Origin of the sequence: Brevundimonas poindexterae (assembly GCF_020524625.1) — a bacterium.
Taxonomy (GTDB): Bacteria; Pseudomonadota; Alphaproteobacteria; order Caulobacterales; family Caulobacteraceae; genus Brevundimonas; species Brevundimonas poindexterae_A.
Window position 1 is genome coordinate 1,078,499 of sequence record NZ_JAIVLL010000001.1, and the last position, 25,653, is coordinate 1,104,151.

Annotated in this window: 30 protein-coding genes and 1 tRNA gene; 15 read left to right on the plus strand and 16 right to left on the minus strand. The window is 68.4% G+C overall.

The window, feature by feature from the left end:
- Positions 1-6: 6 nt before the first annotated feature.
- The 5 genes from LC068_RS05525 to aroA form a co-directional block, all read right to left on the minus strand.
- Complete coding sequence (locus LC068_RS05525) at positions 7-483, minus strand: GNAT family N-acetyltransferase (protein WP_226635200.1); 477 nt, start codon at positions 481-483, stop codon at positions 7-9.
- A 7-nt stretch (positions 484-490) separates the two neighbouring features.
- Positions 491-775, minus strand: coding sequence for an integration host factor subunit beta (locus tag LC068_RS05530; protein WP_226635201.1), 285 nt, complete (start codon positions 773-775; stop codon positions 491-493).
- Positions 776-1,020: 245 nt separating this feature from the next.
- Positions 1,021-2,727, minus strand: coding sequence for a 30S ribosomal protein S1 (rpsA, locus tag LC068_RS05535; protein ID WP_209117056.1), 1,707 nt, complete (start codon positions 2,725-2,727; stop codon positions 1,021-1,023).
- Between the two features lie 158 nt (positions 2,728-2,885).
- Positions 2,886-3,527 carry a (d)CMP kinase gene (gene cmk / locus LC068_RS05540; RefSeq protein WP_226635202.1) on the minus strand — a complete coding sequence of 214 codons (642 nt, stop codon included), beginning with the start codon at positions 3,525-3,527 and terminating at the stop codon, positions 2,886-2,888.
- Positions 3,524-4,843: a 3-phosphoshikimate 1-carboxyvinyltransferase gene (gene aroA, locus LC068_RS05545; protein WP_404825189.1), complete on the minus strand. Its 1,320-nt coding sequence runs from the start codon at positions 4,841-4,843 to the stop codon at positions 3,524-3,526. The genes cmk and aroA overlap by 4 nt, the downstream gene beginning before the upstream one ends.
- Before the next feature lie 118 nt (positions 4,844-4,961).
- On the opposite strand from aroA, the gene LC068_RS05550 reads away from it, so the two are divergent.
- Positions 4,962-5,444 carry a TIGR02300 family protein gene (locus LC068_RS05550; protein WP_226635203.1) on the plus strand — a complete coding sequence of 161 codons (483 nt, stop codon included), beginning with the start codon at positions 4,962-4,964 and terminating at the stop codon, positions 5,442-5,444.
- A 148-nt stretch (positions 5,445-5,592) separates the two neighbouring features.
- Positions 5,593-5,668: transfer RNA gene (locus tag LC068_RS05555), tRNA-Ala, on the plus strand.
- A 49-nt stretch (positions 5,669-5,717) separates the two neighbouring features.
- Here the strand turns inward: LC068_RS05555 and LC068_RS05560 are convergent.
- Genes LC068_RS05560 through LC068_RS05575 form a run of 4 tightly spaced genes read right to left on the minus strand, consistent with a single transcriptional unit; the run spans position 5,718 to position 9,700 of the window.
- Positions 5,718-6,455, minus strand: coding sequence for a proteasome-type protease (locus tag LC068_RS05560; RefSeq protein ID WP_226635204.1), 738 nt, complete (start codon positions 6,453-6,455; stop codon positions 5,718-5,720).
- A gap of 30 nt (positions 6,456-6,485) precedes the next feature.
- Positions 6,486-7,286, minus strand: a complete 801-nt coding sequence (locus tag LC068_RS05565) for a transglutaminase family protein (RefSeq protein ID WP_226635205.1) — start codon at positions 7,284-7,286, stop codon at positions 6,486-6,488.
- 4 nt (positions 7,287-7,290) lie between these two features.
- On the minus strand, positions 7,291-8,232 hold the full coding sequence (locus tag LC068_RS05570) for an alpha-E domain-containing protein (protein ID WP_226635206.1): 942 nt from the start codon (positions 8,230-8,232) through the stop codon (positions 7,291-7,293).
- 40 nt (positions 8,233-8,272) lie between these two features.
- Entirely contained in the window at positions 8,273-9,700 is a 1,428-nt protein-coding gene (locus LC068_RS05575; RefSeq protein ID WP_226635207.1) for a circularly permuted type 2 ATP-grasp protein, read from the minus strand.
- A gap of 135 nt (positions 9,701-9,835) precedes the next feature.
- Here LC068_RS05575 and LC068_RS05580 point away from each other — a divergent pair, with 135 nt between their 5' ends.
- Complete coding sequence (locus LC068_RS05580; protein ID WP_226635208.1) at positions 9,836-10,819, plus strand: complex I NDUFA9 subunit family protein; 984 nt, start codon at positions 9,836-9,838, stop codon at positions 10,817-10,819.
- Here the strand turns inward: LC068_RS05580 and LC068_RS05585 are convergent.
- Positions 10,816-11,616, minus strand: a complete 801-nt coding sequence (locus tag LC068_RS05585) for an undecaprenyl-diphosphate phosphatase (RefSeq protein ID WP_226635209.1) — start codon at positions 11,614-11,616, stop codon at positions 10,816-10,818. The genes LC068_RS05580 and LC068_RS05585 overlap by 4 nt on opposite strands.
- 39 nt (positions 11,617-11,655) lie before the next feature.
- Positions 11,656-12,819, minus strand: coding sequence for a citrate/2-methylcitrate synthase (locus tag LC068_RS05590; protein WP_226635210.1), 1,164 nt, complete (start codon positions 12,817-12,819; stop codon positions 11,656-11,658).
- 128 nt (positions 12,820-12,947) lie between these two features.
- Here LC068_RS05590 and LC068_RS05595 point away from each other — a divergent pair, with 128 nt between their 5' ends.
- Genes LC068_RS05595 through queG form a run of 3 tightly spaced genes read left to right on the plus strand, consistent with a single transcriptional unit; the run spans position 12,948 to position 15,412 of the window.
- Positions 12,948-13,613, plus strand: a complete 666-nt coding sequence (locus tag LC068_RS05595; RefSeq protein WP_226635211.1) for a cation diffusion facilitator family transporter — start codon at positions 12,948-12,950, stop codon at positions 13,611-13,613.
- A 50-nt stretch (positions 13,614-13,663) separates the two neighbouring features.
- Entirely contained in the window at positions 13,664-14,335 is a 672-nt protein-coding gene (gene fzlA, locus LC068_RS05600) for an FtsZ-binding protein FzlA (protein ID WP_226635213.1), read from the plus strand.
- Positions 14,336-14,359: 24 nt separating this feature from the next.
- Positions 14,360-15,412 carry a tRNA epoxyqueuosine(34) reductase QueG gene (gene queG, locus LC068_RS05605; protein WP_226635214.1) on the plus strand — a complete coding sequence of 351 codons (1,053 nt, stop codon included), beginning with the start codon at positions 14,360-14,362 and terminating at the stop codon, positions 15,410-15,412.
- On the opposite strand, the gene LC068_RS05610 is transcribed toward queG, so the two are convergent.
- Both LC068_RS05610 and LC068_RS05615 read right to left on the minus strand, forming a co-directional pair.
- A complete protein-coding gene (locus LC068_RS05610; RefSeq protein WP_226635215.1) occupies positions 15,413-15,943 on the minus strand; it encodes an FKBP-type peptidyl-prolyl cis-trans isomerase in 531 nt (176 codons plus the stop codon).
- Positions 15,924-17,126: a threonine ammonia-lyase gene (locus LC068_RS05615; RefSeq protein ID WP_226635216.1), complete on the minus strand. Its 1,203-nt coding sequence runs from the start codon at positions 17,124-17,126 to the stop codon at positions 15,924-15,926. Before LC068_RS05615 ends, LC068_RS05610 begins: the two co-directional genes overlap by 20 nt.
- A gap of 173 nt (positions 17,127-17,299) precedes the next feature.
- On the opposite strand from LC068_RS05615, the gene LC068_RS05620 reads away from it, so the two are divergent.
- The 3 genes from LC068_RS05620 to LC068_RS05630 all read left to right on the plus strand — a co-directional run bounded on the left by LC068_RS05620 (position 17,300) and on the right by LC068_RS05630 (position 18,804).
- Positions 17,300-17,821 carry a hypothetical protein gene (locus tag LC068_RS05620; protein ID WP_226635217.1) on the plus strand — a complete coding sequence of 174 codons (522 nt, stop codon included), beginning with the start codon at positions 17,300-17,302 and terminating at the stop codon, positions 17,819-17,821.
- 15 nt (positions 17,822-17,836) lie between these two features.
- Positions 17,837-18,508: a BA14K family protein gene (locus tag LC068_RS05625; RefSeq protein WP_226635218.1), complete on the plus strand. Its 672-nt coding sequence runs from the start codon at positions 17,837-17,839 to the stop codon at positions 18,506-18,508.
- Between the two features lie 101 nt (positions 18,509-18,609).
- Positions 18,610-18,804, plus strand: a complete 195-nt coding sequence (locus LC068_RS05630) for a hypothetical protein (RefSeq protein ID WP_226635221.1) — start codon at positions 18,610-18,612, stop codon at positions 18,802-18,804.
- 19 nt (positions 18,805-18,823) lie between these two features.
- On the opposite strand, the gene LC068_RS05635 is transcribed toward LC068_RS05630, so the two are convergent.
- From LC068_RS05635 to rplU, 3 genes are all read right to left on the minus strand, one after another.
- Positions 18,824-19,357: a GNAT family N-acetyltransferase gene (locus tag LC068_RS05635; RefSeq protein WP_226635223.1), complete on the minus strand. Its 534-nt coding sequence runs from the start codon at positions 19,355-19,357 to the stop codon at positions 18,824-18,826.
- A 161-nt stretch (positions 19,358-19,518) separates the two neighbouring features.
- A complete protein-coding gene (gene rpmA / locus LC068_RS05640) occupies positions 19,519-19,806 on the minus strand; it encodes a 50S ribosomal protein L27 (protein WP_209117087.1) in 288 nt (95 codons plus the stop codon).
- A gap of 109 nt (positions 19,807-19,915) precedes the next feature.
- The gene (gene rplU / locus LC068_RS05645) at positions 19,916-20,491 is read right to left on the minus strand and encodes a 50S ribosomal protein L21 (protein ID WP_226635466.1); all 576 of its coding nucleotides are present in this window, start codon (positions 20,489-20,491) and stop codon (positions 19,916-19,918) included.
- Positions 20,492-20,689: 198 nt separating this feature from the next.
- Between rplU and LC068_RS05650 the strand changes: the two genes are divergently transcribed.
- The 6 genes from LC068_RS05650 (at position 20,690) to mtgA (ending at position 25,627) form a co-directional block, all read left to right on the plus strand.
- Entirely contained in the window at positions 20,690-21,349 is a 660-nt protein-coding gene (locus LC068_RS05650; RefSeq protein ID WP_226635225.1) for a hypothetical protein, read from the plus strand.
- 9 nt (positions 21,350-21,358) lie between these two features.
- Positions 21,359-22,336, plus strand: coding sequence for a cation diffusion facilitator family transporter (locus tag LC068_RS05655; RefSeq protein ID WP_226635227.1), 978 nt, complete (start codon positions 21,359-21,361; stop codon positions 22,334-22,336).
- A 40-nt stretch (positions 22,337-22,376) separates the two neighbouring features.
- Positions 22,377-23,462 carry a CobW family GTP-binding protein gene (locus LC068_RS05660; protein WP_226635229.1) on the plus strand — a complete coding sequence of 362 codons (1,086 nt, stop codon included), beginning with the start codon at positions 22,377-22,379 and terminating at the stop codon, positions 23,460-23,462.
- Positions 23,462-23,875 (plus strand): DUF1330 domain-containing protein, encoded by a 414-nt coding sequence (locus tag LC068_RS05665; protein ID WP_226635230.1) that lies wholly within the window; start codon positions 23,462-23,464, stop codon positions 23,873-23,875. The genes LC068_RS05660 and LC068_RS05665 overlap by 1 nt, the downstream gene beginning before the upstream one ends.
- Positions 23,872-24,837: a WD40 repeat domain-containing protein gene (locus LC068_RS05670; protein WP_226635231.1), complete on the plus strand. Its 966-nt coding sequence runs from the start codon at positions 23,872-23,874 to the stop codon at positions 24,835-24,837. Before LC068_RS05665 ends, LC068_RS05670 begins: the two co-directional genes overlap by 4 nt.
- 64 nt (positions 24,838-24,901) lie before the next feature.
- A complete protein-coding gene (gene mtgA, locus LC068_RS05675; RefSeq protein WP_226635468.1) occupies positions 24,902-25,627 on the plus strand; it encodes a monofunctional biosynthetic peptidoglycan transglycosylase in 726 nt (241 codons plus the stop codon).
- The last annotated feature ends 26 nt before the right edge of the window (positions 25,628-25,653 follow it).

Consider the following 25,653-nt stretch of genomic DNA (forward strand, 5'->3'; position numbering starts at 1 on the left):
GGGCGCTCAGGCCGCCTGCAGATCCAGATGGTAGAAGTGGTTGAAGTCGCTGGGCGTATAGCCCCCGAACGGCTCACCCTTGAGGAATCCGCGGGCGGCGTAAAGGTTCAGGGCGGCCTCGAAGGCGGGGCCCGAGCCGGTCTCGAGGCTGATCCGGCGACAGCCGGCCGCGCGGGCCTCGGCGATCAGATGCTCCAGCAGGGTGCGGCCCACGCCCCGGCCCAGATGGTCGGGATGGGTGCGCATGGACTTGATCTCGCCCACGCCGTCGGGGTGCAGGCGCAGGGCGCCCATGCCGAGCAGGGCCTCGCCGTCCCATAGCGTGTACAGGGTGACGCCGGGCGCCTGCAGACCGGTCAGATCGAGGGCGTGAACGCCACAGGCAGGCGTGTAGCGGTGCATGCCCTCAAGGTGCAGGGCCAGCAGGGCCAGCAGCCGGGCATCCTCGAAATCGGCCGGAACGATCCGCCAGTCGGGCGCCATGGCCGGCTCAGTCGGAGGCGTTCAGCCGCTCGCGCAATTCCTTGCCGCTCTTGAAGAAGGGCACGGCCTTGGCGGGCACGTCGACGGTTTCGCCGGTGCGCGGATTGCGGCCCTGGCGCGCGGGACGATGGCGCACGGAAAAGGCGCCGAAGCCGCGGATTTCCACCCGCCCGCCGTCGGACAGGGTCTCGACCATCTGGCCGAGGATGACATTGACCAGGCGCTCGACCTCAGCCTGGGTGAGGTGCGGATTCTCGGCCGCCAGCTTGTCGATCAGTTCGGACTTGATCATCTCAGCCCCTTCCCGTGCGACGGAGGCGTACACCGGTGCGCCCCATGTCGCGCCTGCCTTACCGGCCCCCCGGCGACGGCGTCCACCCTAGACCTCGCGCGGTGAGGGAATAAAGGGGAAAGACGGACATTAAGCATCATTAACAGCCATAATGTACGCTTCCGGACACAAATTGCGGTCGCGAACCGCAAAAAAGGGCGGCCGGATCGCTCCGACCGCCCCGATTTGCATCGAAATCGACGCTTTTACTCCTTGGCGGCGCCCTTTTCGCGCAGGGCCGCACCCAGGATGTCACCGAGCGAAGCGCCCGAGTCCGAGGACCCGAACTGTTCGATGGCTTCCTGTTCGTCCTTCATCTCGAGCGCCTTGACCGAGACGGAGACGCGACGCGAGGCCTTGTCGATGCCGGTGATCATGGCGTCGACGCGATCGCCGACGGCAAAGCGCTCGGGGCGCTGTTCGGCGCGGTCGCGCGACAGGTCCGACTTGCGGATGAAGGCGGTGACCGGAGCTTCATCCTCGCCGAACTTGACCTCGATGCCGCCGGTCTCGATGGCGGTCACGGTGACGGTGATCTGCTGACCCTTCCGGAAGGTGTCGCCGTCGCCGATCGGATCGCCGCCCAGCTGCTTGATGCCGAGCGAGACACGTTCCTTCTCGACGTCGACGTCCAGCACCTTGGCCTTGACCATCTCGCCCTTGCGGTAGCGCTGGATGGCTTCCTCGCCCGAGACGTTCCAGTCGAGGTCCGACAGGTGGACCATGCCGTCGATGTCGTTGTCCAGGCCGATGAACAGACCGAATTCGGTGGCGTTCTTGACCTCGCCCTCGACGGTCGAGCCGATCGGATGGTTGGCGACGAAGGCATCCCACGGATTGTCCTGGGCCTGCTTCAGACCCAGCGAGATGCGGCGCTTGGCCGAGTCGACGTCCAGCACGACCACATCCACTTCCTGCGAGGTGGAGACGATCTTGCCCGGGTGGACGTTCTTCTTGGTCCAGCTCATTTCCGAGACGTGGACCAGGCCTTCGACACCGGCTTCCAACTCCACGAAGGCGCCGTAGTCGGTGATGTTGGTGATGCGACCGGTCATCTTGGCGCCGACCGGATACTTGGCTTCCACGCCGTCCCACGGGTCAGCCTGGAGCTGCTTCATGCCCAGGCTGATGCGCTGGGTGTCCGGGTTGATCTTGACGATCTGCACCTTGACGGTGTCGCCGACGGCCAGCACCTGCGACGGGTGCGAGACGCGCTTCCACGACATGTCGGTGACGTGCAGCAGGCCGTCGATGCCGCCCAGATCCACGAACGCACCGTAGTCGGTGATGTTCTTGACGACGCCTTCGCGGACTTCACCCTCGGCCAGCTGGCCGACCAGTTCGGTGCGCTGCTCGGCGCGGGCTTCTTCCAGGATGGCACGACGCGAGACGACGATGTTGCCGCGCGGACGGTCCATCTTGAGGATGGCGAAGGGCTGTTCCTTACCCATCAGCGGGCCGACGTCGCGGACCGGACGGATGTCGACCTGCGAGCCCGGCAGGAAGGCCGAGGCACCGCCCAGATCGACGGTGAAGCCACCCTTCACGCGGCCGACGATGGCGCCCATGACGGGCTGCTCTTCGGCGAAGACGGCTTCCAGACGGGTCCAGGCTTCCTCGCGGCGGGCCTTGTCGCGGCTGATGACGGCCTCACCCAAGGCGTTCTCGACGCGCTCGAGGTAGACTTCGACGTCATCGCCGACCTTCGGGATCGAGGCGCCTTCGCCCTGACCGAATTCACGGGCCGAGATCCGGCCTTCGGTCTTCAGACCGACGTCGATGATGATGATGTCCTTTTCCACGCCGACGACGCGGCCGTGGACGACCTGGCCTTCGCCAAGGTCACGACCCTGCAGGGTCTCGTCGAGAAGAGCGGCGAAATCGTCGCGGGTAGGGGTGAGGGTGTCGGTCATGAAACTCTGGGGTTGGAGAAAGGAATAGGCCGCGCGGCTCCGGACGGAGTCCTCGCGGACGTCGGTTCAGTTTGGGTAGAAGGTCGATCCGGGGCGGCGACAGGGCTGCCCGAACGCCCGCGGTGGCCGAGGATCATCGCGTTGGATTTGCCCGCCGGTCAGCGCGCTCGCGATGTCTCGACGATACGGCGGGCCGCATCGAAGGCGGCCTCTATATCCATATCGGTCGTATCCAGCAAGGCCGCGTCGGCCGCCTGGACCATGGGGGCGGCCCCGCGACCGGCGTCACGGGCATCGCGACGGACGATATCAGCCAGCATGTCCTCGAACGACAGGGTCTCGCCCCGGGCGGTCAGTTGCAGCCAGCGACGGCGGGCGCGGACCTCGGGACTGGCGGTGACGAACAGTTTGACCGGGGCGTCGGGCACGATGACCGTGCCGATGTCGCGCCCGTCCAGCACGGCGCCGCCCGGCTGGCGCGCGAAACGGGTCTGGAGGTCCAGCAGGGCCGCGCGCACCCCGGTGTGGCCGGCGACACGGCTGGCGGCCTCGCCCGCCCCGCGATCGGTCAGGCGGGTGGTGTCGAACAGGTCCTCCGGCTCGAGCGCGCGGGCGACCTGTTCGGCGAGGTCTGCATCACCGAGATCCCCGCCGCGGTCCAGCACACCCAGTCCCACCGCGCGATACAGCAGGCCGGTATCCAGATGCGGCAGGCCATAGTGCTGCGCCAGCCGCTGGGCGATGGTGCCCTTGCCCGATGCGGCCGGGCCGTCGACGGCGATGATGAGGGGGGCGGTCATCCCGCCTCGATATCGGCGCCCAGCCCCTGCATCAACTGGACGAAGGCCGGAAAGCTGGTGGCGATCATTTCGGGGTCGCGGACGCTGACCGGCGCACGGGCGGCGAGGCCCAGCACCAGATGGCTCATGGCGATGCGGTGATCGTGGGCGGTCTCGACGGTCGCCCCACCGGCTACGGGACCGCCGGTGACGATCAGGCCCTCGGGCTCCTCCTCGACCGCGACCCCGCAGGCGGCAAGGCCGCGCGCCATCAGGGCGATACGGTCGCTCTCCTTGACCCGCATCTCGCCGATGCCCCGCATGACCGTCCGGCCCGAGGCAAAGGCGGCCGTGGCGGCCAGGATCGGATATTCGTCGATCATCGAGGCCGCGCGGGCCTCGGGCACGACCACCCCCTTCAGCGCCGAATGGCGGGCCGTGATGTCGCCGACGATCTCGCCCCCGCTCTCGCGCCGGTTCGAGACGGTCAGGTCCGCGCCCATTTCGCGCCAGGTGTCGAACAGGCCGGTCCGCAGCGGGTTGAGCATGACGTTTTCGACCGTCACCTCCGAGCCCGGCACGATCAGGCCGGCCGCCAGCGGGAAGGCCGCGGATGAGGGATCGCCCGGGACGGCGACGGCGGTGCCGGTGAGCCCCTGCCCGCCCCCGAGACGGATACGCCAGCCGGCCCCCTGCTCCGTGACCTGAACCTCGGCCCCGAACGCGTGGAGCATGCGTTCGGTGTGGTCGCGGCTTCGCTCGGGCTCGATGACTTCGGTGAGGCCGCTGGCGTTCAACCCCGCCAGCAGCAGGGCGGACTTGACCTGGGCCGAGGCGACCGACTGGGTGAAGGACAGCCCGCGCAGGTCGCCGCCGGTCAGGCGGAGCGGCAGACGATCCTCCTCGCCCGACCACTCGAACCGCGCGCCCATTTCGCCGAGCGGGGCGGTGACCCGCTTCATCGGGCGTTTGCGCAGACTGACGTCGCCATCAAAGGTCACGGCGATCGGATAGCCTGCGGCCGTTCCTATCAGCAGGCGCACCCCGGTGCCGGCATTGCCGCAGTCGATGATGCCCTCCGGCTGACGAAAGCCGCCATGGCCGGTGACGCGCCAGCGGCCGGGTGCGAGACGCTCCACCTCGGCCCCGAAGGCCGCGACGGCCCGGGCGGTGGCGAGGATGTCCTCGCCCTCGAGCAGGCCCTCTATTTCGGTCACGCCCTGCGCCATCCCGCCCAGGATCAGGGCGCGGTGGGAGACGGATTTGTCACCGGGAGCGGTCACGGTTCCGGCCAGGCGCGAGGCCGGACGGGCGGTCAGGAAGGCGGCGGCGGCCACGGACGGCCTTTCGATCGTGCGGGAAAACAGGGCCAGAGGCGAAGATCGCTTTTGACAGCGGGCCATTCGGGTGGCAAGGGAGCCGCCCGAAATCCACCCGTCGCGAAGGTCACGATCCGTGAGCAAAGCTGAACTTGGCGCCAAGCAGGTCTGCCCGAACTGCCAGGCCAAATTCTACGACCTGAACCGCCGCCCGGCGCACTGCCCCAAGTGCGACACCGAGTTCGACCCCGAAGAAGCGCTGCGCCTGCGCAACCGTCGCGGTCGGCCCGCTGACGTGCCCGAGCCCGAAGAGGCCGAGGACGATACGGACGACACCGAGGACAAGGTCAAGGACAAGAAGGCCTCCGATGACGACGAGGAAGAGGACGATACGCCTCCCACGCCGGAAATCGACCAGGAAGGCCATGAGCGCATCCTGACGCCGGACGATGACGACGACGATGACGACTCGTCCAAGGACGACACCGGCATGAACGATGACGACGACGTCCTGGACGATGACGACGACGATGACTCGGCCGCCTTCATCGACGATGACGAGGACGACGACGACGATTTCGACGCCGATATCGTCAAGCCGTCGAAGGACGACGACTGACCCCGAAGGTCGTCTTTCACAGGGTGAAAATAATTGGCGGAATCGGGCTTGATCGGGATCGAGCCCTGACATAGGTTCCGCCGCCTCGCTGGCCCCCTGACCGGGACCGGCGGACCAGACCGGAGGCCCCGCACGGGGACAAAGGTTCGGGGCTATAGCTCAGTTGGTAGAGCGCTTGAATGGCATTCAAGAGGTCAGCGGTTCGACTCCGCTTAGCTCCACCATAAACCCCTCGCCGGACCACGGCGGGGGGTTTTCCAATTGGGCCGGGCGCTAGTCCTCCAGCACGGGATCCGGCAGGGAGAGGAAGGCGGCCCGGAGCGCCACGCCCCATTCCTCGGCGATCGTCCGCATATAGGGGTCGTCGCGTTCCATGCGCCGCTCGTGGGTCGGCTGCCAGGTGTCGGTGGTGTAGGTCTGGTAGTCGATGGGCAGGCCGACGGACAGATTGGCCTTGAGCGTCGAGTCGAACGACACGACCAGCAGCTTGATCGCCTGTTCGAAGCTCATGTCCGGATCGTAGCCCCGCACCAGGATGGGGCGGCCGTATTTGGTCTCGCCGATCTGGAAATAGGGGTTGTCGTCGGTGGCCTCGATGAAATTGCCCTGCGGATAGATGAGAAACAGCCGCGGCGGCGTGCCCTTGATCTGACCGCCCAGGATCAGGGTGGCGCCGAACATGGCCTCGGCCGACTGGCCGCTCTGGGCATTGGTCTGGATGGTCTCGCGCAGGGCCTCGCCGACCAGACGGGCGGCCTGAAACATGGTGGGGGTCTCGAGCAGGGACGGATTGCGCTCGGCCGGGACCTTGGTGCGTTCGTCGAGGATGCTGACCACCGACTGGGTCGTCGCCAGATTGCCGGCGGTCATCAGGGTGATCATGCGCTCGCCCGGCTTGTGCCAGGTGAACATCTTGCGGACCGTGGCCACATTGTCGACGCCGGCATTGGTGCGGGTGTCCGACATGAACACCAGTCCCCGGTTCAGGCGCATGCCCACGCAATAGGTCATTCGATCGTCATTGCCCCCGGCATGGCCTGGCTATTGCTGAACCTGCAGCTGGACCACCATCGACTCATTGCGGCCCCCGTAGACGATACCCGAGATCGGCGCCGCTTCACCATAATCGAGGCCGGTGGCGACCCGGACGTAGCGGGGATCGGGCGATACGCCGTTCGAGACGTCGAACCCGACCCAGCCCAGGCCGTCGACGTGAACCTCGGCCCAGGCGTGGCCGGCGTCCTGATCGACCCGGTCGTCCATCATCAGGTAGCCGCTGACGTAGCGAGCCGGATAGCCCATCAGCCGCGCCGCCGCGATCAGGATGTGGGCGTGGTCCTGACAGACCCCCTGCCCCGCCTCGATGGCCTGTTCCGCCGTGGTGGCAAAGTCAGTCGTGCCCGTGCTGTAGGAGACCGAGTCCAGGATCAGGGCCGACAGGGCGTGCAGGCGCGACGGATCGTCATCGAAGTCCTTGCCCAGATCGCGCACCAGCTGGCGCACGCGAGGGCCGGCGCGCGTCTGGGGCGTGGACCGGCGGAAATACCACAGCGGGGCATAGCCGCCGTGCTGGCCGATGATGCCCGCCGTGTCCGAGGTGTCGACCTCGCCCTCGCAGACGATGGTCACCGTGCGGGTGCCGGGCGCGATGGACAGCAGTTCGACCAGATTGTTGTGCTGGTCCGTATAGGACAGCTCCTTGGTGCCGCCCTCGACCCCGGTGTCCCAGGAGACGACGGTCTGGCCGCCGGAATTCTTGGGCGTCAGGCGGATCTTCTGCAGGCCACGGCTGACGGCCTGGTCGTAGGTGTATTCGGTGCTGTGCCGGACCTTCACGCGCATGGGATCATCCGTAGAACCTGTAGTCCCGCTCGATCTGCTGGCCGAGGGCGTTGTTGCGGCCGATGAAGTCGCTGAGCACCCCGTGCAGGCCGGACTCGAAGATCGACTCGATGGAGTGATCGGCCAGCCGCTTCACATGGGCGCGGGCCAGGTCGTGGCTGGGCATTTCGTTGCCGTAGGCCTGGGCGAGGAAGCCGAGGTGCTCCGAGATCTGTCCGGCGCAGAAGGCCAGCGAGCGGGGCATGCGCTTGTCGAGGATGATCAGGTCGGCGATCTGGCGCGGGTTGGCAGTGCCGTCGCTGAGCCAGCGATAGGCGCGCTGGGCCGACACCGAGCGCAGGATGGTCTCCCACTGCACATTGTCGAGCGAGGAGCCGACATAGGAGACCGACGGCAGCAGCACATAGTATTTGACGTCGAGGATGCGGGCGGTGTTGTCGGCCCGCTCGATGAAGATGCCCAGATGGGCAAAGTTGTAGACGTCGTTCTGCATCATGGTGCCGGTCAGGGCACCGCGGACCAGGGCGTTCTGGCGACGGATGGTGGCCAGGATGTCGGGCAGGCCGTTCTCGGAGACTGGCCGTTTCAGCAGGTCGCGGATGGTCATCCAGCCTTCGTTGGTGGCCTCCCACACCTCGCGCGTCAGGGCCGTGCGGACCATGCGGGCATTGGTGCGGGCATTGCCGATGACCGACATGACGCTGGAGGGATTGTCCCGGTCGCGCAGCAGATAGTCGATCACATTGGCCGCGTTGAAGGCGTCGTAGCGCTCAAGAAACCCCTGACGCACCCCGGCGGTATTGATGATCGAGGCCCATTCCGCCTCGGCGGCTGCGGACCGGGTCAGGGCGATGCGAAAGCCCGCATCGACCAGACGCGCGGTATTCTCGCTGCGCTCTAGGAAGCGGAACATCCAGAACAGGCCGGCGGCGGTCTTGCCTAGCATGGGCGGGAGTCCTCCGCCGAAAGGGTGCCCTCTGCCATCCTCATTCCTCGAGCACCCAGGTGTCCTTGGTGCCGCCGCCCTGGCTGGAATTGACCACGAGGGAGCCGGCCTTCATCGCCACGCGGGTCAGGCCGCCCGGGGTGATCTCGATCTTGCCCGGGGAGACCAGCACGAAGGGCCGGAGGTCGACGTGGCGGGGCGCCAGGCCGGCCTTGGTCAAGACCGGGACGGTCGACAGCGCCAGGGTGGGCTGGGCGATATAGTTGCCGGGACGGGACTTCAGCTTGTCGGCAAAGGCCGAGATCTCGCGCTTGCTGGCTGCCGGCCCCACCAGCATGCCGTAGCCGCCCGAGCCGTGCACTTCCTTGACCACCAGCTCGTCCAGATGTTCGAGCACATAGGCCAGGGCGTCGGGCTCGGCACATCGCCAGGTCGGCACATTCTTCAGAATGGCGCTCTCGCCCGTGTAGAACTGGATGATGTCCGGCATGTAGCTGTAGATCGCCTTGTCGTCGGCGATGCCGGTGCCGGGCGCATTGGCGACGGTGATCCCGCCCGCGCGATAGACGTCCATCAGCCCCGGCACACCCAGCTGGGAGTCCGGATTGAAGCTCATCGGATCGAGGAAGTCGTCGTCGACCCGGCGGTAGAGGACGTCGATCGGGGTGTAGCCGCGAGTCGTGCGCATGGCGATGCGGCCATCGACCAGCTGCAGGTCCTGGCCCTCGACCAGTTCGACGCCCATCTGGTCGGCGAGGAAGGCGTGCTCGAAATAGGCCGAGTTGTGGATGCCGGGGGTCAGCACGGCCACGACCGGCGAGCCGGAGCATCCCGGCGGCGCGCAGGCCGCCAGCGACCGGCGGAGCAGCTTGGGATAATTGCTGACCTCGCGCACCGCGACCCGCGAGAACAGCTCGGGGAACATCCGCAGCATCGTCTCGCGGTTTTCCAGCATGTAGGAGACGCCGGACGGGGTGCGGGCATTGTCCTCGAGCACGAAGAACTCGTCCTCGCCCGTCCGCACGATGTCGATGCCGACGATGTGGGTGTAGATGCCGCCCGGCGGCTCGACGCCGATCATCTGGGGCAGGAAGGCGGCGTTGGCGGCGATCACATCGACCGGGATGCGGCCCGAGCGCAGGATTTCCTGGCGGTGATACATGTCGTGCAGGAAGGCATTGATGGCGCGCACCCGCTGTTCGATGCCGCGGGTCAGCCGGCTCCATTCGCGGCCCGAGATGATGCGCGGCACGATGTCGAACGGGATCAGCCGCTCCTCGGCTTCCTGCTGGCCATAGACGTTGAAGGTGATCCCGGTGCGGCGGAAGAAGACCTCGGCATCGCGGGACTTCTTGCGCAGGCTCTGGGCGCCCTGACGTTGAAACCAGTCAGCATAGCCGCTGTACGGGGACCTACAGGCCTCGCCGGAGCCGTGCATCTCGTCGAAGACGTCGGGTCTGTTCGCCATTGCAACATGTGTCGCACAGGCACGGGGGCGCTTCAATGACCCCGGGGCGTCCGACCGCATTGCCCGGCGCGGGCGCATCGTCTATCCCCCGACGCACGTGGCCCGAAGGTGCGGGCCTTTCAGGGAGCATGGCTGATGATGCCGTCCGGTTCGGGTCTGGTCACTGTGTTCGGAGGCTCCGGCTTTGTCGGGACCCAGGTCGTTCGGTCGCTGGCGCGGCGGGGCCTGAGAATCCGGGTGGCGGTGCGCAACCCCAATCTGGCCCATGACCTGAAGCCGCTGGGCGATGTCGGCCAGGTGATGCCCATCTATGGCGACATCACCGACCCCGCGACCGTGAAGAGCGCCGTGGCCGGCGCCGACATCGTCATCAATCTGGTCGGTATCCTGTACGAGCGTCCGGGATCGAAGGCCTTTGAGCACATCCATGTCGACGGGGCGCGTACCGTGGCCGAGGCTGCCCGCGAGGCCGGGGCCCGCCACTTCGTGCAGATGTCGGCCATCGGCGCCGATGCCGAGAGCGGATCGGCCTATGCGCGCTCCAAGGCCCGGGGCGAGGCGGCTGTGAAGGACGCCTTCCCCGGCGCGTCCATTGTGCGCCCGTCGATCGTGTTCGGTCCGGGCGACGGCTTCTTCAACCGGTTCGCCGCCCTGTCGGGCCTGACGCCGGCCCTGCCGCTGATCGGGGGCGGGCAGTCGCGCTTCCAGCCGGTGTTCGTGGGCGACGTGGCCGAGGCCGTGGCGCGTGTGGCAACCGAGGGGGCCTGGGCCGGCCAGACGGTCGAGCTGGGCGGTCCGGCGATCGTGACCTTTGAAGAAGTGCTGAAGATGATCGCCCACGAGACGGGCCGCCATCGCATGCTGCTGCCCCTGCCCTTCCCGGTGGCGCGGGCCATCGGCTCCCTGGCGCAGCTGACGACGCTGGTGGGCCTGCCGCCGGTACTGACCCGCGATCAGGTGGTGATGATGCAGACCGACAATGTCGTGTCTGACGGCGCCCCCGGCCTGACGGATCTGGGCATCGAGCCGATCGGCATGGCGGCCGTGGTGCCCGGCTATCTGTGGCGCTATCGCCGGGGCGGCCAGTTCGCCGAACAGCCGATGGCCGAAGCCTTCTAGAAGCCCAGACCCAGCAGGATCATCCCGGCCACGCCGACCCCGATCCGCCACCAGGCGAAGGGCGCAAAGCCGTGCCGGGAGACGAAGTCGAGCAACAGCTTGACCACCGCCAGCGCGGTGAGGAAGGCCGTGATGAAGCCGATGGCGATCAGACCGGCGTCGCTGAAGTCGAGGCGCTCCCAGTTCTGCAACAGGTCATAGGCGACCGCCGCCCCCATGGTCGGCAGGGCGAGGAAGAAGCTGAACTCGGCCGCCGAACGCTTGTCCGTGCCCAGCAGCAGGCCGCCGGCGATGGTGGCGCCTGACCGCGACGCACCCGGGATCATGGCCAGGCACTGGAACAGGCCGATCAAAAGATAGACGCGCAGGGGATACTGCTCGGCCTGCAGATAGACGGGCACCTTCTTCATCCGGTCGAGCAGCAGCAGCAGGACCCCGCCAACGATCAGGGCCACGCAGATCACCATGGGCGTCTCGAACAGCACCAGCTTGATGAAGTCATAGGCAAAGACGCCGATGACCACGGCCGGGGCAAAGGCGACCAGCAGGCCGATCAGGAAGCGGCGGGCCTCGACCTCGAACGGCCAGCGCGTCGCCAGCGTCCACAGACGTTTGAAATAGACGCTGATGATGGCCAGCAGGGCGCCCAGCTGGATAACGATCTCGAACGTCTTGCCGGTGCTTTCGAAGCCGAGGAAATGGCCCAGCAAAAGCAGGTGACCGGTCGAGGAGACGGGGATGAACTCGGTCAGGCCCTCGATCAGGCCCAGGATGATCGCCAGCAGCCAGTCGGCCATGAGGTCCCCTTGTTCGCATGCACGGCCGGCGGGCGCGGATCAGTTGGCCCCCGGCGTCGGCCCCACATAGCGTAGTCGGGTGCGAATAGGCGAGCCACCAATCGCCTGATCCAGCGCATGACCGATCAGGCCCACGACGCGGGCCAGCAACAGCAGGTCGACGGCCCCGTCCCGCGGCAGGTCCAGACGCCGGGCCAGGAGGGCCAGCGCCAGCGGCAGGCCGGGGACCAGACCCGTTTGCGCCTCGCCCTCGCGCCAAATGGCCTCCAGATCGGCGGGCAGACGCTCGGCCTCGATCAGGGCGCGGGCGCGGGCTTCGTCCGTATCCGGAGAGGCGGGGTCGATGAAGCCGGGCAGGTCGCCGCTGGCCGCGAAGGTGGCGGCAATTGTGCCGGCCGGATCCCGACGCGCCTGGATCACCCAGGTGGAAGCGGACTGGGTGCGGCCCATGACGGGCGATCCCATCAGGGCGGTCAGGCCGGCCAGGGCCGCCCCGGCCAGCGGTGCACCCGCCTGGGCCGTCGCGCGCGCGGCCAGCATGGGCGGGCGGGCCAGATCATCCGCACACAGAACCAGAGCCCGCCGCACCAGATCGGCGTCGCGCTCGATCATCTTCCAGCCGCGCGCCAGACGCTGGTGGAACAGCAGGCGGGGGCCGGACCCCGCCGCGGCATCGATGACCTCATTGAGAACTTCTGCCGCCTCGGCGCGGAGACTGGCCGCATCGCGCCCGGTCATGGCCGGGTCCTCGGCCGCGCGCCGGGCCAGACAGGCGAGGGTGCGCAGCCGGATCGAGGCGCCGGTGACGGCATCGACGCGCGGTCTTAACCCCATCAGCGGCTGGGGCGAGCGCAGACCCCACAGGCGTCGGGCGACATCCTCGAGCGTGGCCTGGGCCGACAGCTGGGCGACGTCGAGCCCGGAATAGCAGAGGCGGCCGTCAATGCGGGTGGACAGGGTGGAGAAGATCTCGGCCTCGCCGCGACCGGCCGCCCCCCGGGTCAGGGCCGTCGGGGTGGTGTCGCGGTCGCCGGCGCCGAGGCGGGCGATGTCGCTTTCGGCATAGAGGCTGCGGCGGGGATCGGCGGGGTCCGGGCGGGCCGCGATCCGGCCCCGGCTGACATAGGCATAGAGCGTCTGGGTCTTGACCCCCAGACGCCGCAGCGCCTCGGCGCGCCCGATCCAGCCGTGTTCTGCGTCCATGCCCGCCCCGTGCAGAAACCCTGAGTTGTTCAATCAAGCGCCGATATGGGACGATTTCATGACACGCCGGTCGGTGGACCGATCCGGGGGCCATTGGCAAGGGCGCCGGGATCAGCGACAAGCCCGGCATGACCCCGCCCCCTCCCCCGTCCGTTTCCGGTCCGGCCACGACGCCGGCTGCGCGCTGGGCCGTCTGGGGGCTGATCATGGGCATAGTCGCGCTCAAAGTGTTTGCCGCGCGGGCCTCGGGCTCGGTGGGGGCGCTGACCGCCCTGACCGACAGCCTGATCGATCTGATGGCGCTGGCCCTGATCGCGGGGGCCGGGCGCTCGCGGACGCTGGAGGGCGAGGCCGGGCTGCGCCGCATCAAGGGCAGCATGGCGGTGGCGGCCGGTGTCTTCATGGGCCTGATCTGCCTGTGGCGGATCGGCCATCCGCAGGCCCTGTCCGGCGGCCTGTGGGCGCCGACGGCGGCGCTGGGGGTGCTGGGCCTGACCCTGGTGCTGGCCCGCCTGCGGGCGCGGGAGGTGGCCGACGGCGCGCCGGAGACGCGCGGCGCCGCCCGGGACCAGTCGATCGCCGAAACGGCCGCCGCGGGCGTGCTTCTGCTGGGGCTGGTCGCCGGAGTGCTGCTGGGGGTGCCCGCCCTCGATGCCGCGGCGGGACTGATTCTGGCGATCTGGATGGGCTGGGGCGGATGGGCCCTGATCCGCACCGCCTCGGGCCACGAGGCCGGGGTTGGGCCGGCGCTGACGCCCGGCATGCCTCCGGCACGGCGGGGTCCCTGGGGCTGAGCCGCTTGCGGTAAACGCACGCTTAACGACCGCTGGGGCATGGAGGCCCTATGGCCGAGTCCATCCTGTATCATTTCGCCTTCGATCCGGGATCGCGGTGCGCGCGTCTGGCCCTGGGCGAGGCGAAGATCGCCGTGCGCGAGACCCCGGTGAAGCCGTGGGAGGACGACTGTCCGGTGCACGGGCTCAATCCCTCGGGCATGCCGCCGGTGCTGAAGGTCGATGATCTGGTGCTGTGCGAGAGCGCGGCCATCCTCGGCTGGGTCGACGACCAGACCGAAGGCAAGCTGCTGTTCACGCGCGATGCGGCCGAGCGGGCCGAGACGCGCCGCCTGACCGGCTGGTTCGAACGAAAATTCACCGACGAGGTCCAGGCCATCCTGCTGCACGAGCGGATGGAAAAGCCGCTGCTGCGGCTGGGCCCGCCCGAAGCGCGGGCGCTGCGGGCCGGGCGGGAAACGCTGAAAGCCCATCTGGTCGAGCTGGAGGCCCTGTGTCAGGCGCGCGACTGGCTGGCGGGGCGCCGACTGGGCCAGGCCGATCTGGTCGCCGCGGCGCACCTGTCGGTGCTGGACTATTTCGGCGAGATCGCCTGGGCCAGCTGGCCGGGGCTGAAGGACTGGTACATGCGGATGAAGTGCCGGCCGTGCTTCCGGCCGCTGCTGTCCGATCGCCTGCCGGGACAGCCGCCGGTCGCCCACTACGACGACCTCGACTTCTAGAGCCATTCACGGCAAGGCGGGGCCATGGCCGCCCGTTCCGACACCCTGGTCGAGGAGATCCGCGCCCGCGCCTCGGCGCTGGGGTTCGATGCCTGCCGGCTGGCCCCGGCGGACGCGCCGTGGGAGGCCGGAGACCGGCTGGCCCGCTTCGTCGAGGCCGGGCGCCACGGCGAGATGGGCTGGATGGAGACGACGCTGGAGCGCCGCCGGCACCCCACCGGCATGTGGGACCAGGCGCGGACCGCCATCGTGCTGGGCCTGAACTATGGGCCCGACCATGACCCCCTGATCGAGATGGAGGACGGGTCGCGGGGCTATATCTCGGTCTATGCGCGCGGTGACGACTATCACGAGCTGATCAAGGGGCGACTGAAGACCCTGGCCGGCTATGTGGCGGCGCAGACCGGCGAGGACGTGAAGGTGTTCGTGGACACCGCCCCCCTGATGGAAAAGCCGCTGGCCCAGCGCGCGGGTCTGGGCTGGCAGGGCAAGCACACCAATCTGCTGTCGCGCGAGCACGGCAACTGGCTGTTCCTGGGGGTGATCTTGTCGGCCGCCGAACTGCCGGTCGATGAGGCCGAGGGCGAGCACTGTGGCAGCTGCACCGCGTGTCTGGATGCCTGCCCGACCCGCGCCTTTCCCGCGCCGTTCCAGCTGGATGCGCGGCGGTGCCTGTCCTATCTGACCATCGAGTTCGCCGGGCCCTGGCCGGAGGAATTCCGGGAGGCGACCGGCAGCCGCATCTATGGCTGCGACGACTGTCTGGCCGTGTGTCCGTGGAACAAGTTCGCCCGGGCCTCGAACGAGGGACGGCTGGCGGCGCGGGACGAGGCGGTCGCGCCGCCGCTGGCCGAGCTGGCCGCACTGGACGACGCCACGTTCCGCGCGCGCTTTCGCAAGAGCCCGGTCAAGCGGATCGGCCGCGACCGGTTCGTCCGCAATGTGCTGTACGCCATCGGCAACAGCGGCGATCCGGAGCTGCTGTCCGTGGCCCGCGACCTTGCCTCGGACCCGGACCCGGTGGTCGCAGACGCCGCCCGCTGGGCTGTGCAGCGCCTGTCGCCAGACGCGCCCTGATCAGCCGTTGGCTTCGCCCACACCGCGGTGACCACCGGGCGCCGGGGCGACGGCCAGCATCTTGAGCCGGAAGACCAGCACCGAGTTCGGCGGGATGCCGGGGCGACCTTCCTCGCCATAGCCCAGCTCGGGCGGGACATAGAGCATCCACTCGTCGCCCGGACGCATCATCTGCAGGGCCTCGATCCAGCCGGGGACCAGATTCTGGGGCGACATGACGACCGGCATGCCGCGCTCGAAGGAGCTGTCGAACACGTCGCCATTGGTCAGGCTGCCCTCATATTCGAGGCGAATAAGATCGTTGGAATCGGGCTGGACGCCGTCGGCCGGACCGGACTGGAGCACCTTGTACTGGAGGCCGCTTTCGGTCGTTTTCACGCCCTTGGCCCGCGCGTTCGATTTCAGGAAATAGGCGGCGGCCTCGGCCCGCGCCTCGGCATCCGCCGAAGCGTCGGCATTCCCGTTGCCGCACGCGGCGACCGCCAGAAGGGCGGCGGCCAGCGCCCCGGCCCTAACCCATGCGAAGTTCATAACCCTTGTCCTTCAAAGCGCTGGCGATGTCATCGGCATGCGCCGAGTCGCGGGTTTCCACCATGATGTCGAACTCGGCCCCCTTGGCCGGCACGTCGAGCGCCAGACGGTTGTGGACCACGTCGATGATATTGCCGCCCAGACCCCCGATCACGGCCGCCATGGCCGACAGCATGCCGGGGCGGTCGTCGCCGAGGATGCGATAGACGATCAGGCGCCGCTCACGCACCATTTCGCGGTTCAGGACCACGGCCAGCATCCGCGCGTCGATATTGCCGCCGCACAGGACCAGACCGACCTTGCGGCCCTTGAAGCGCTCCGGATTGGCCAGCAGGGCGGCGAGGCCCCCCGCGCCCGCGCCCTCGGCCACCGTCTTTTCCAGCGTGGCATAGAAGGCGACGGCCTTTTCGAACTCGGCCTCCTGACAGACGAAGACCTCCTTCACCCGCGGGTCGGCCAGGGCGAAGGGAATGTCGCCGACGGCCTTGATGGCGATGCCCTCGGCAATGGTGGCCCCGCCGCACTTCGGGGTCTCGCCGCGCCGGCGGGCGGTGAAGGACGGATACATGGCCGCCTCGACGCCATGGACCTGAAGCTCGGGCCGGATCGCCTCGGCCGCGATCGAACAGCCGGCGATCAGGCCACCGCCGCCGATCGGGATGATCATCTCCTCGAGGTCCGGCGCGTCCTCGAGGAACTCCATGGCGCAGACGCCCTGTCCGGCCACAATGCCCTCATCGTCAAAGGCCGAGATGAAGACGAAGCCTTCGTCGTCGCGCAGCCGGTGGGCCTCGGCGGTCGAGCCGGTGAAGTCGGCGCCCTCAATGACCACCCGGGCCCCGTGGCGCCGGGTGCCGTCGATCTTCACGAAGGGGGTGCCCTCGGGCATGACGATGGTCACGGGGATGCCCAGTCGGCCCCCGTGGTAGGCCAGCGCCTGGGCATGGTTGCCAGCCGAGGCGGCGACGACGCCGCGTTTCCGCTCATCCGCATCCAGCAGCATCAGCCGGTTGAGCGCCCCGCGCTCCTTGAAGCTGCCGGTAAAGTGCAGATTGTCGAACTTGACCCAGACCTCGGCCCCGGTCAGCTCGGACAGGCGCCGGGAGTGCCGCGTGGGGGTGTGGTCGACCTGGCCGCGGATCCGGTCACGGGCGGCCTCGATATCCTGAAAGGTGACGGTCATCCCTGGTTTGCCCCTGACGCTCCGGCCGCGTGGGTCGCGGTCTTGTGTCGCCGCTTTTGGACCAGACCCCGGGCGCCCGCAACCTTGACCTTGAGGCGTGCGTTAGGCGTCATGGCAGTGACGCCGATCCGGTCGTATGATCGATCGCCCGAGCCTGGAAGGAAGACTTGAGAATGCCCCTGTCGATGCGCCCCACCGCCCTCGCCCTGTCCGTTGCTGCCCTCGCCGCCACGGCGGCCTGCGCGCCCACCATGGGGCCGACGTCCGGCCCGGTAACCGAATCGACTGCCTTTAACGCCGCCGACTTCGCCTGGTCGGCCGGGAACGGCACCGCCGGCGTCGATGGCCGCATCACCTATGCCCAGAACGGCACCCGCTATACCTGCACCGGCTCGGTCGCCCTGACGCCGGTCACCCCCTACACCCGCGCCCGCTTCCGCAATCTGTACGGCTCGATCGATCGCGCGGCCCTGCCCGAGTCGGTGGTGCGGGCCCGCACGGTGGCCGACCCGAATGCCGACTACCGGTCCTATGTCCGGTCCTCGACCTGCAGCGACAACCGCTTCCAGTTCAACGCCCTGCCCGCCGGGGAGTGGTTCATCATCGCCCCGGTCAGCGCCGGCGGCGAGGAGCGCGTGGTCATGATGCAGCGTGTCCGCACCCGTGCCGGCGCGCGCGTGGACGTCACCCTCTAGCGAATGGAGCCCGCCATGGCCGGCCTGTCGAAATTCCCGGGAATGCTGGTCGCCGCGGGCGCTCTCGTCGCCCTGTCGGCCCCGGCCGCCATGGCCCAGAGCAGCTATTACGACGGCTATGGCTACCAGACGCCGTACGGCTATCAGGACAGCTTTGGGCGGGACCGCTATGACCGCGATTCGTCCTATCGCTATGAGCGGCGCTACCGCTCGGACACGACCCGGTACAGCTCGGACTGGAGCGTAGCGGCCCAGCGCGACCGGCCGGGCGACTATCGATGCGATGCCTTCTGGGACGCCAACCGCAGCGACTGCGACGCGCGCTGGCGCGACCAGCGGGGGCGCAGCTCGTATGGCAGCTATGACCGGCGCGATCATCGCCGGTACGACGACGGCTATGGATACGGCTACGGCTACAATTACGGCTATGGCTACGGCTATGCGGGGCCGCAGCCCTATTACGGGTCGGAGCACCGGTCGTACCGGAGCCGCTACGACTCCCGCGACACCACCACCTATTACGGCGCCTATGGCCGGCCCGACGTGGTCTATGGCGGGGGTGGATCGGCCTATGGCCAGGGCCGCGACCCGCGCCGGATCGACTGGTGCAGCCGAAACTACCGGTCCTATGATCCGCGCAGCGGCTACTACCGCGCCTACTCGGGGCGCCTGGTCTACTGCGGCTGATCCCGAGATAAACCGCCGTTCGCCATCCTTTGGCCCCAGCCGACGGGTCTGTGGGCGCCAGTGCCCGTTCGGGTACTTGGTTCGGTCAGGGGAGCGCGTTTATGTCCCGACACAATATCACCGGTTCGGAAGCCTTTGACCGGCGCCCGTTCGTGCTCATCCGCTCGGTGCCGAGCGGTGGCCTGCGGCGCAGGCGCGCGCGCATGGCCCTGGCCTTTGTGCTGGGCATCATCGTGGCCCTGGCCGCCGTGACCGTCGCCCTGCTGATGGTCTTCATGCCCCCGCCGCTGGTCTGAGTCGGGATCTGGCCGGCCCTCAGGCCAGCCAGACCATCCGGCGTGTTTCCACCGGGCCGCCCCGCGCGCGGCTGAGGCCGGGACGAACCTCGCCCGTATACAGAAAACCCGCCTTTTCCAGCACCCGGCCCGAGGCCGGATTATCGACGAAGTGGCCGGCGACCAGCGCCCGCTTGCGCCAGCGGCTGCGCGCCCAGCTGAGCGCGCCCTGCAAGGCCTCGGTGGCATAGCCCCGCCCCCAGAAAGGCCGACCGATCCAGTAGCCCGTCTCGGGCACCGGATCCGCGTCATCGAACAGGCCGATCACACCCACCGGTCCGTGGTCCTCATGCTCGATCAGGAAGGTGCTGCCCGTGCGCGGGTCCTGGGCGGCGACGCTCGCCACGAACGCCTCGGCGTCCCGGGCCGTATAGGGCGTGGGCATGCGCAGGGTCATGCGCGCGATGTCGGGGTCGTTGGCCAGGGCGACGAGGCGCGAGATGTCCTCGGGACGGGGCGCTCTCAGCGCCAGACGCCGCGTTTCTATGATGGGCTGGGGTTCGATTCCGCACATGGCGAGGCCTCGGTCTTTCTGCCACCCCCTTGAGAGGGCTCGGGCGGCACGAGGCGGGGAACGAAAACGGGGAGCCTGGTGATCCAGACTCCCCGCGGAATATTTCCCTTGGTCCGGATCGGCTGCTGGAGGAGCAACACGATCCGGGGTCGGGCGTCGTGTTACTCGGCGGCGGCGGCGACTGCCTGGTCGTCGTTGGCCGCAAGGACGGACACGTAACAACGGCCGCCGGCCTTGGTGGTGAACTTCACCGCGCCCTGGGTAAGGGCGAAGAGGGTGTGGTCACGGCCCATGCCCACGTTGTCGCCCGGGTGCCACTTGGTCCCGCGCTGACGAATGATGATGTTGCCGGCCAGCACGCGCTCGCCGCCAAATTTCTTCACGCCGAGGCGTTTGGACTCGGAGTCGCGACCGTTACGCGACGAACCACCGGACTTTTTGTGAGCCATGAGACTGCTCCGTACTTCCTGTTTGCCCTAACGCTTGCGCCGCGGGCGCTCGCTGCTTGAGGGCTTATAACTTCACCTTAGCACACCGACGAACGGTGCGCCTGAAACCTTATTCCTTGTCGGCCTTGGGCGCGGCCTTCTTGGCGGGGGCCTTCTTTGCCGGAGCCTTGGCCTTGGGAGCCTCGTCCGTCGTGGCCTCAGTCTTGGGGGCGGCGGCCTTCTTGGCCGGAGCCTTCTTCGCCGGGGCGGCCTTGGCCTTGGGAGCCTCGTCCTGGGCCGGAGCCGCATCGCGCGAGGCCAGGCCCCGGGCGCGCAGGTTCATTTCAGCCTTGGTCATCAGCGAGGTTTCGCCGTCCCACTTGGCCTTCTCGCCGGCGCCTTCGATGCCGGTGATGCGCAGGACCGATTCCATCTGGCGGTGACCGCGGGTGCGGCGGTAGCCCTGACGACGGATCTTCTTGAAGATCTTGACCTTCTCGCCCTTGCGGGTCTCGATCAGGGTCGCGGCGACGGTCGCACCGTCGATCAGCGGGGCCCCGACGGTCACGCCCTTGTCACCGCCCAGCATCAGCACTTCGCCGAAGCTGATGTCCGAACCGGCGTCGCCGTCCAGCTTTTCGACGACCAGCACGTCGCCCGGTTGGACCCGGTATTGTTTTCCGCCGGTCTTGATTACCGCGTACATATCGAAAGCCTCAAAGCCTGAACGCATAAAGATAAGCGCCCGCGAGGGACCCCCGCAGGCGAAGAGCGGCGACATATACGGAAGGCCGGGCGCGAGTCAACGGACATATGCGTTTTCCGGACCCTCTGCGCCCGCGCCGGGACAGAATCGATACAACCCCTCTCGACCGTTATAAAGTAACAGGCTATGGACGGATCGATGGCGCCGTCCGACCTTCAAACCTCCCTGCTTGTCTCGCTGCTGGTCGGCGGGTTTGTGACGGCATTCCTGCATGCCGCCCTACCCACCCACTGGCTGCCGTTCGTGCTGGTCGGCCGGGCGCAGCGGTGGAACCTCGGCACCACCCTGGCGTCGGTGACGGCGGCAGGGCTGGCCCATATCGCGGTGACCGCGGTCGTCGGCGGCCTGATCGTGATGGCCGGGCTGGCGTTGGACCAGTGGGTGACCGGCCTGCTGCCCTGGCTGTCCGCCGGACTGCTGTTCGTGCTGGGCCTGTTCTATCTGGCGCGCGCCACGGTGCGAAAACCCCTGCCCGCCCAGGGGCCGGAACTGGAGACCCCCGAGCAGACGGTGTCGCAGGCGGCGGCCTTCTGGGGACTGGTGGCGGTGATGGCCGCCTCGCCCGGTGAGGTCCTGCTGCCGCTCTATCTGTCGTCGGCCGAGGAAGGTTTGATGGTGCTGGGCCTGCTAACCTTGGTGCTGGCGGTTGGGACGGTTCTGGGCATGGCGGTATTCACCACGCTGGCCCGCGCAGGAGCCTCGATCCTGCGGCTGGAGCGCTGGGCCCGCTATGAAGGCGCGATCCTGGGCTTGGCCCTGATCGGTCTGGGGCTTCTCGTCGTCCTGCACCAGCACTAGGGTCCTACCATGGCCCACGACGCGCACGATTCCACCGAAAAGCCCCAGCACGCGCACGGCCACAATCACGGGCACGGGCACAGCCATGGGCATGGGCATGGACACAGCCATGGCCACGACCACGGCCCGGTCGACACCGGTGACTGGCGCTATGCCGTGGGTCTGGGCGTCAATCTGCTGTTCGTCATCATCGAATTCGGCGCGGGCGCCTTTGCCGGCTCGACCGCCCTCATGGCCGACGCGGGGCACAACCTGTCCGATGTGCTGGGCCTCGCGATGGCAGGCGGCGCGGCCTGGCTGTCGCGGAGAAGTGCGCGCGGCTCGCTGACCTATGGCTATCGCAAGGGGACGGTGCTGGCCGCCCTGGCCAATGCCCTGCTGCTGATCCTGGCCTGCGGCTGGATCGGCTGGGAGGCGGTGCAGAGGTTCGTGGAACCCCAGCCCGTCGCCTCGGGGATCATCATGGCGGTGGCGGGCATCGGCTTCGTCATCAATCTGGGCACGGCGCTGCTGTTCCTGAAGGACCAGCACAAGGACCTGAATGTGCGCGGGGCCTATCTGCACATGATGGCCGATGCGGCGGTGTCGATCGGGGTGGTGCTGGCCGGCGGTCTGATCTGGATGACGGGCTGGTCGGTCGTCGATCCGATCTTCAGCCTGGTGATCGTGGCCGTGATCCTGTGGTCGACCTGGGGACTGCTGAAGGACTCCGTCAATCTGGCGCTGGACGGGGCGCCCGCCGGGATCGTGGTCGACCGGGTGCGCGAAGGCCTGCTGGCCGTGCCCGGAGTGACGGCCGTGCACGACCTGCACATCTGGGGCATGTCGACCACCGACGCCGCCCTGACCGCCCATCTGGTGCACGAGCGGGCGGACGCCGCGGTCCTGCTGGCCGAGGTACAGGCGCTGGCCCGCCACACCTTCAACATCGACCACGTGACCATCCAGCTGGAGAGCGAGCCCCTGCACGACTGTCCGCAGTGCTGAGGGCCTTTTCTTTCCGGGCCGGACGCTCCATCTAGCGCGCATGACCGACAAGACACCCGTGACCGTGCTGACCGGCTACCTCGGCGCCGGCAAGACCACGCTTCTGAACCGCATCCTGACCGGGGACCATGGCAAGCGCTATGCCGTGATCGTCAACGAGTTCGGCGAGATCGGCATCGACAACGACCTGGTCGTCGGCGCCGACGAGGACGTGTTCGAGATGAACAACGGTTGCGTCTGCTGCACGGTGCGCGGCGACCTGATCCGCGTGGTGCAGGGGCTGATGAAGCGCCAGCGCCCCGGCAAGCCGGCGTTCGACGCCATCATCGTCGAGACCACGGGCCTGGCCGATCCCGGCCCGGTGGCCCAGACCTTCTTCGTCGACGACGATGTGCGCGAGAAGACGGTGCTGGACAGCGTGACCGCCCTGGTCGACGCCAAGCACGTCATGGCCCGCCTCGACGACTCGAAGGAGGCGCGCGAGCAGGTGGCCTTCGCCGACCAGATCATCCTGAACAAGACCGATCTGGTGAACGCCGACGAGCTGGCCACCGTCGAGGCCCGGCTGCGGGGCCTGAACCCGCTGGCGCCGATCATCCGGGCCGAGCGCGCCGATGTGCCGCTGGACAAAATCCTCAACCGGCATGGCTTTGATCTGGGCCGGATCAATGAGGTGCGACCCGACTTCCTCAATCCGCCGCACGGGGCCGAGGGCCATGTGCACGACGCGGACTGCGGCCACGATCACGGCCACGACCCTCACGATCATGACCACGCCCATGACCACGACCACGACCACGACCATGGCCCCCGGGGCCATGCGCACGAGGACGACATCAAGGGCATCGCCCTGTCGCTGGACCGTCCGGTGAACGGTCAGCTCTTCACCCAGTGGCTGGACCAGTTGCTGGCGACCCAGGGCCAGAACATCCTGCGGGCCAAGGGCATCATCGATGTGGCGGGCGAGGACAAACGGCTGGTGTTTCAGGCCGTGCACATGATCCTGGAGGGCGACCTGCAGAAGCCCTGGGGCGAGGCCGAGCGCCGCTGGAGCCGCGCGGTCTTCATCGGACGCGATCTGGACGAGGCCGCCCTGCGCAAGGGCTTTGAGGCCTGCGCGGCGTGATGGAACACGTCGACCCCGCCCGCGACGCTATCGCCGCTTTCCGCGACCTGCCGGACGACCGGCCGGTGATGATGATCAATCTGGTGCGCTTCCGCCCGCAGGCCCTCTATCCGGCCGCCCATGCCATGACCGGCAAGACGATCACCGGCGCCGACGCCTACAAGCTCTACCGGCGCGAGGCGGCTGCGCCCTTTTCCCGGGCCGGCGGCGAGCAGATCTGGACGGGTGTGCCGGAACTGACCCTGATCGGCCCGCGCGACGAGGCCTGGGACATCGCCTTCATCGCCCGCTATCCGACGGGCGCCGCCTTCCTCGAAATGCTGCGCGATCCCGAATACCGCGAGGCCGTCGTCCACCGGCAGGCCGCCGTCAGCAATTCGCGCCTGATCCGCTGCGGCGAGGTGGAGGCGTGACGCAGCTCTCGTTTGACGCTCAGCCCACTGCGGCCCTGTTCGACGCCTCGGGCGCCGTGTTTGCCCTGGGGGACGGTTCGATCCGGTTCGAGGACGGGACGGTGGTCGAGGCACACGACGGCGCCGTTCTGTGCGCCGTGCGGCATCCGTCCGGCCAGGGAGTCATCACCGGAGGCGACGACGGCAAACTGGTCTGGTCGCGCGCGGACGAGGTGGTGCCGCTGGCCGATGCGAAGGGCCGCTGGATCGACGCGGTCGCGGCATCCCCCGAAAGCGGTCTGCTGGCCTGGTCCTCGGGCAAGGTGGCGACCGTGCTCGATCCGTCGGACGCGGCGTTCAAACGCGCCTTCACCCATGAGCGGACCGTGTCGGGGCTGGCGTTCGATCCCAAGGGCCGGCGACTGGTCGCCTCGACCTATGGCGGGGTGGCCCTGTGGTATGCGCGGATCGCCGAGCAGCAGCCCGCCCCGATGAAATGGGCCGGGTCGCATACGGGGGTGGCGGTGTCGCCCGACGGCGCCTTTGTCATCACCACCATGCAGGACAACCAGCTGCACGGCTGGCGGCTGAAGGACCAGCGGAACCTGCGCATGGGCGGCTATCCGGCCAAGATCCGGTCGATGGCCTTCCTGTCGAGCGGCAAGCTGCTGGCCACGGCCGGGGCGGCGGGCGTGGTGCTGTGGCCGTTCGTCGGGTCGGACGGCCCAATGGGCAAGGAAGCCTCCGAGATCGGCTTTGAGGAAGGCGCCGTGGTCGTCCATGTGGCGGCGGCCGTGAAGCAGGGGCGGGTGGCCGCCGGTCTGGCCGACGGGCGCGTCTGGTGGGCCGATCCTGCGGGCCAGGGCCTCGCCTTCGTCAAGGCCGAGCGCGGGGCGCCGATCTGTGCCCTGGCGATGAGCGACGACGGCAAACGCCTGGCCTGGGGTGACGAGGACGGTCAGGCCGGGATCGCCGAACTGTAGCCCTCGCCCGCTTGCCTTGAGCCAGCGGCGCTGTTCATGATGCGGCATGGCCCAAGCCCCGCACATGCCGGAATTCCCTTCGGACAAGCCGAAGCGGCGGATCGGCTGTCTGGGTGTGACGCTGGTCGCGCTGGGCCTGGCCATCGTCCTGCCGGTCGGGTCGGTTCTGACCCATGCGGTGGTGCCGCCGCTGACGACCCTGCTGATGGTCGAGCGCGGCTTCGCCGGATCGCCGGCGGACTATCGCTGGCGCGGTCTGGACGACATCTCGCCGCGTCTGGTTGAGGCGGTGATCGCCTCGGAGGATGCGCGCTTCTGCAGTCACGACGGCTTCGACTTCGAGGCCATCGACGAGGCGATCAAGGCCAATGAGCGGGCGAAACGACGGGGCAGCGGCAAGGTGCGCGGCGCCTCGACCCTCAGCCAGCAGACGGCCAAGAACGTCTTTCTGTGGCCCGGGCGTGGGTGGGTCCGGAAGGGGCTGGAGGCCGGCTATACGGTGCTGATCGAGACCTTCTGGTCCAAGCGCCGCATCGTCGAGGTCTATCTCAACGTGGCCGAGTGGGCGCCGGGCGTCTATGGCGCCGAGGCGGCGGCCCAGCACTGGTTCGGCAAGTCGGCCAGGGACCTGTCGGCCCGCGAGGCCGCGCGTCTGGCAGCGGTGCTGCCCAGCCCGCGCCGCTACAATGCCTCCAGCCCCGGCCCCTATGTCCGCGGTCGCGCCCGGCGGGTTCAGGCGGCCATGGGCACGGTGCGCAATGACGGGCTGGCGGCCTGCGTGCTGGACTGAGGCGGACTTGACGCGCGCGGCGGGGA

What these genes read in the sequence shown, in the direction of transcription:
- LC068_RS05525 (WP_226635200.1), bottom strand. Translation starts at nt 483, where the DNA reads ATGGCGCCCGACTGGCGGATCGTTCCGGCCGATTTCGAGGATGCCCGG.
- LC068_RS05530 (WP_226635201.1), bottom strand. Translation starts at nt 775, where the DNA reads ATGATCAAGTCCGAACTGATCGACAAGCTGGCGGCCGAGAATCCGCAC.
- rpsA (WP_209117056.1), bottom strand. Translation starts at nt 2,727, where the DNA reads ATGACCGACACCCTCACCCCTACCCGCGACGATTTCGCCGCTCTTCTC.
- cmk (WP_226635202.1), bottom strand. Translation starts at nt 3,527, where the DNA reads ATGACCGCCCCCCTCATCATCGCCGTCGACGGCCCGGCCGCATCGGGC.
- LC068_RS05560 (WP_226635204.1), bottom strand. Translation starts at nt 6,455, where the DNA reads ATGACCTATTGCGTGGGCATGCGCCTGAACCGGGGACTGGTGTTCATG.
- LC068_RS05565 (WP_226635205.1), bottom strand. Translation starts at nt 7,286, where the DNA reads ATGCGCGTGAAGGTCCGGCACAGCACCGAATACACCTACGACCAGGCC.
- LC068_RS05570 (WP_226635206.1), bottom strand. Translation starts at nt 8,232, where the DNA reads ATGCTAGGCAAGACCGCCGCCGGCCTGTTCTGGATGTTCCGCTTCCTA.
- LC068_RS05575 (WP_226635207.1), bottom strand. Translation starts at nt 9,700, where the DNA reads ATGGCGAACAGACCCGACGTCTTCGACGAGATGCACGGCTCCGGCGAG.
- LC068_RS05580 (WP_226635208.1), top strand. Translation starts at nt 9,836, where the DNA reads ATGATGCCGTCCGGTTCGGGTCTGGTCACTGTGTTCGGAGGCTCCGGC.
- LC068_RS05585 (WP_226635209.1), bottom strand. Translation starts at nt 11,616, where the DNA reads ATGGCCGACTGGCTGCTGGCGATCATCCTGGGCCTGATCGAGGGCCTG.
- LC068_RS05590 (WP_226635210.1), bottom strand. Translation starts at nt 12,819, where the DNA reads ATGGACGCAGAACACGGCTGGATCGGGCGCGCCGAGGCGCTGCGGCGT.
- LC068_RS05595 (WP_226635211.1), top strand. Translation starts at nt 12,948, where the DNA reads ATGACCCCGCCCCCTCCCCCGTCCGTTTCCGGTCCGGCCACGACGCCG.
- fzlA (WP_226635213.1), top strand. Translation starts at nt 13,664, where the DNA reads ATGGCCGAGTCCATCCTGTATCATTTCGCCTTCGATCCGGGATCGCGG.
- queG (WP_226635214.1), top strand. Translation starts at nt 14,360, where the DNA reads ATGGCCGCCCGTTCCGACACCCTGGTCGAGGAGATCCGCGCCCGCGCC.
- LC068_RS05610 (WP_226635215.1), bottom strand. Translation starts at nt 15,943, where the DNA reads ATGAACTTCGCATGGGTTAGGGCCGGGGCGCTGGCCGCCGCCCTTCTG.
- LC068_RS05615 (WP_226635216.1), bottom strand. Translation starts at nt 17,126, where the DNA reads ATGACCGTCACCTTTCAGGATATCGAGGCCGCCCGTGACCGGATCCGC.
- LC068_RS05620 (WP_226635217.1), top strand. Translation starts at nt 17,300, where the DNA reads ATGCCCCTGTCGATGCGCCCCACCGCCCTCGCCCTGTCCGTTGCTGCC.
- LC068_RS05625 (WP_226635218.1), top strand. Translation starts at nt 17,837, where the DNA reads ATGGCCGGCCTGTCGAAATTCCCGGGAATGCTGGTCGCCGCGGGCGCT.
- LC068_RS05630 (WP_226635221.1), top strand. Translation starts at nt 18,610, where the DNA reads ATGTCCCGACACAATATCACCGGTTCGGAAGCCTTTGACCGGCGCCCG.
- LC068_RS05635 (WP_226635223.1), bottom strand. Translation starts at nt 19,357, where the DNA reads ATGTGCGGAATCGAACCCCAGCCCATCATAGAAACGCGGCGTCTGGCG.
- rpmA (WP_209117087.1), bottom strand. Translation starts at nt 19,806, where the DNA reads ATGGCTCACAAAAAGTCCGGTGGTTCGTCGCGTAACGGTCGCGACTCC.
- rplU (WP_226635466.1), bottom strand. Translation starts at nt 20,491, where the DNA reads ATGTACGCGGTAATCAAGACCGGCGGAAAACAATACCGGGTCCAACCG.
- LC068_RS05650 (WP_226635225.1), top strand. Translation starts at nt 20,690, where the DNA reads ATGGCGCCGTCCGACCTTCAAACCTCCCTGCTTGTCTCGCTGCTGGTC.
- LC068_RS05655 (WP_226635227.1), top strand. Translation starts at nt 21,359, where the DNA reads ATGGCCCACGACGCGCACGATTCCACCGAAAAGCCCCAGCACGCGCAC.
- LC068_RS05660 (WP_226635229.1), top strand. Translation starts at nt 22,377, where the DNA reads ATGACCGACAAGACACCCGTGACCGTGCTGACCGGCTACCTCGGCGCC.
- LC068_RS05665 (WP_226635230.1), top strand. Translation starts at nt 23,462, where the DNA reads ATGGAACACGTCGACCCCGCCCGCGACGCTATCGCCGCTTTCCGCGAC.
- mtgA (WP_226635468.1), top strand. Translation starts at nt 24,902, where the DNA reads ATGCCGGAATTCCCTTCGGACAAGCCGAAGCGGCGGATCGGCTGTCTG.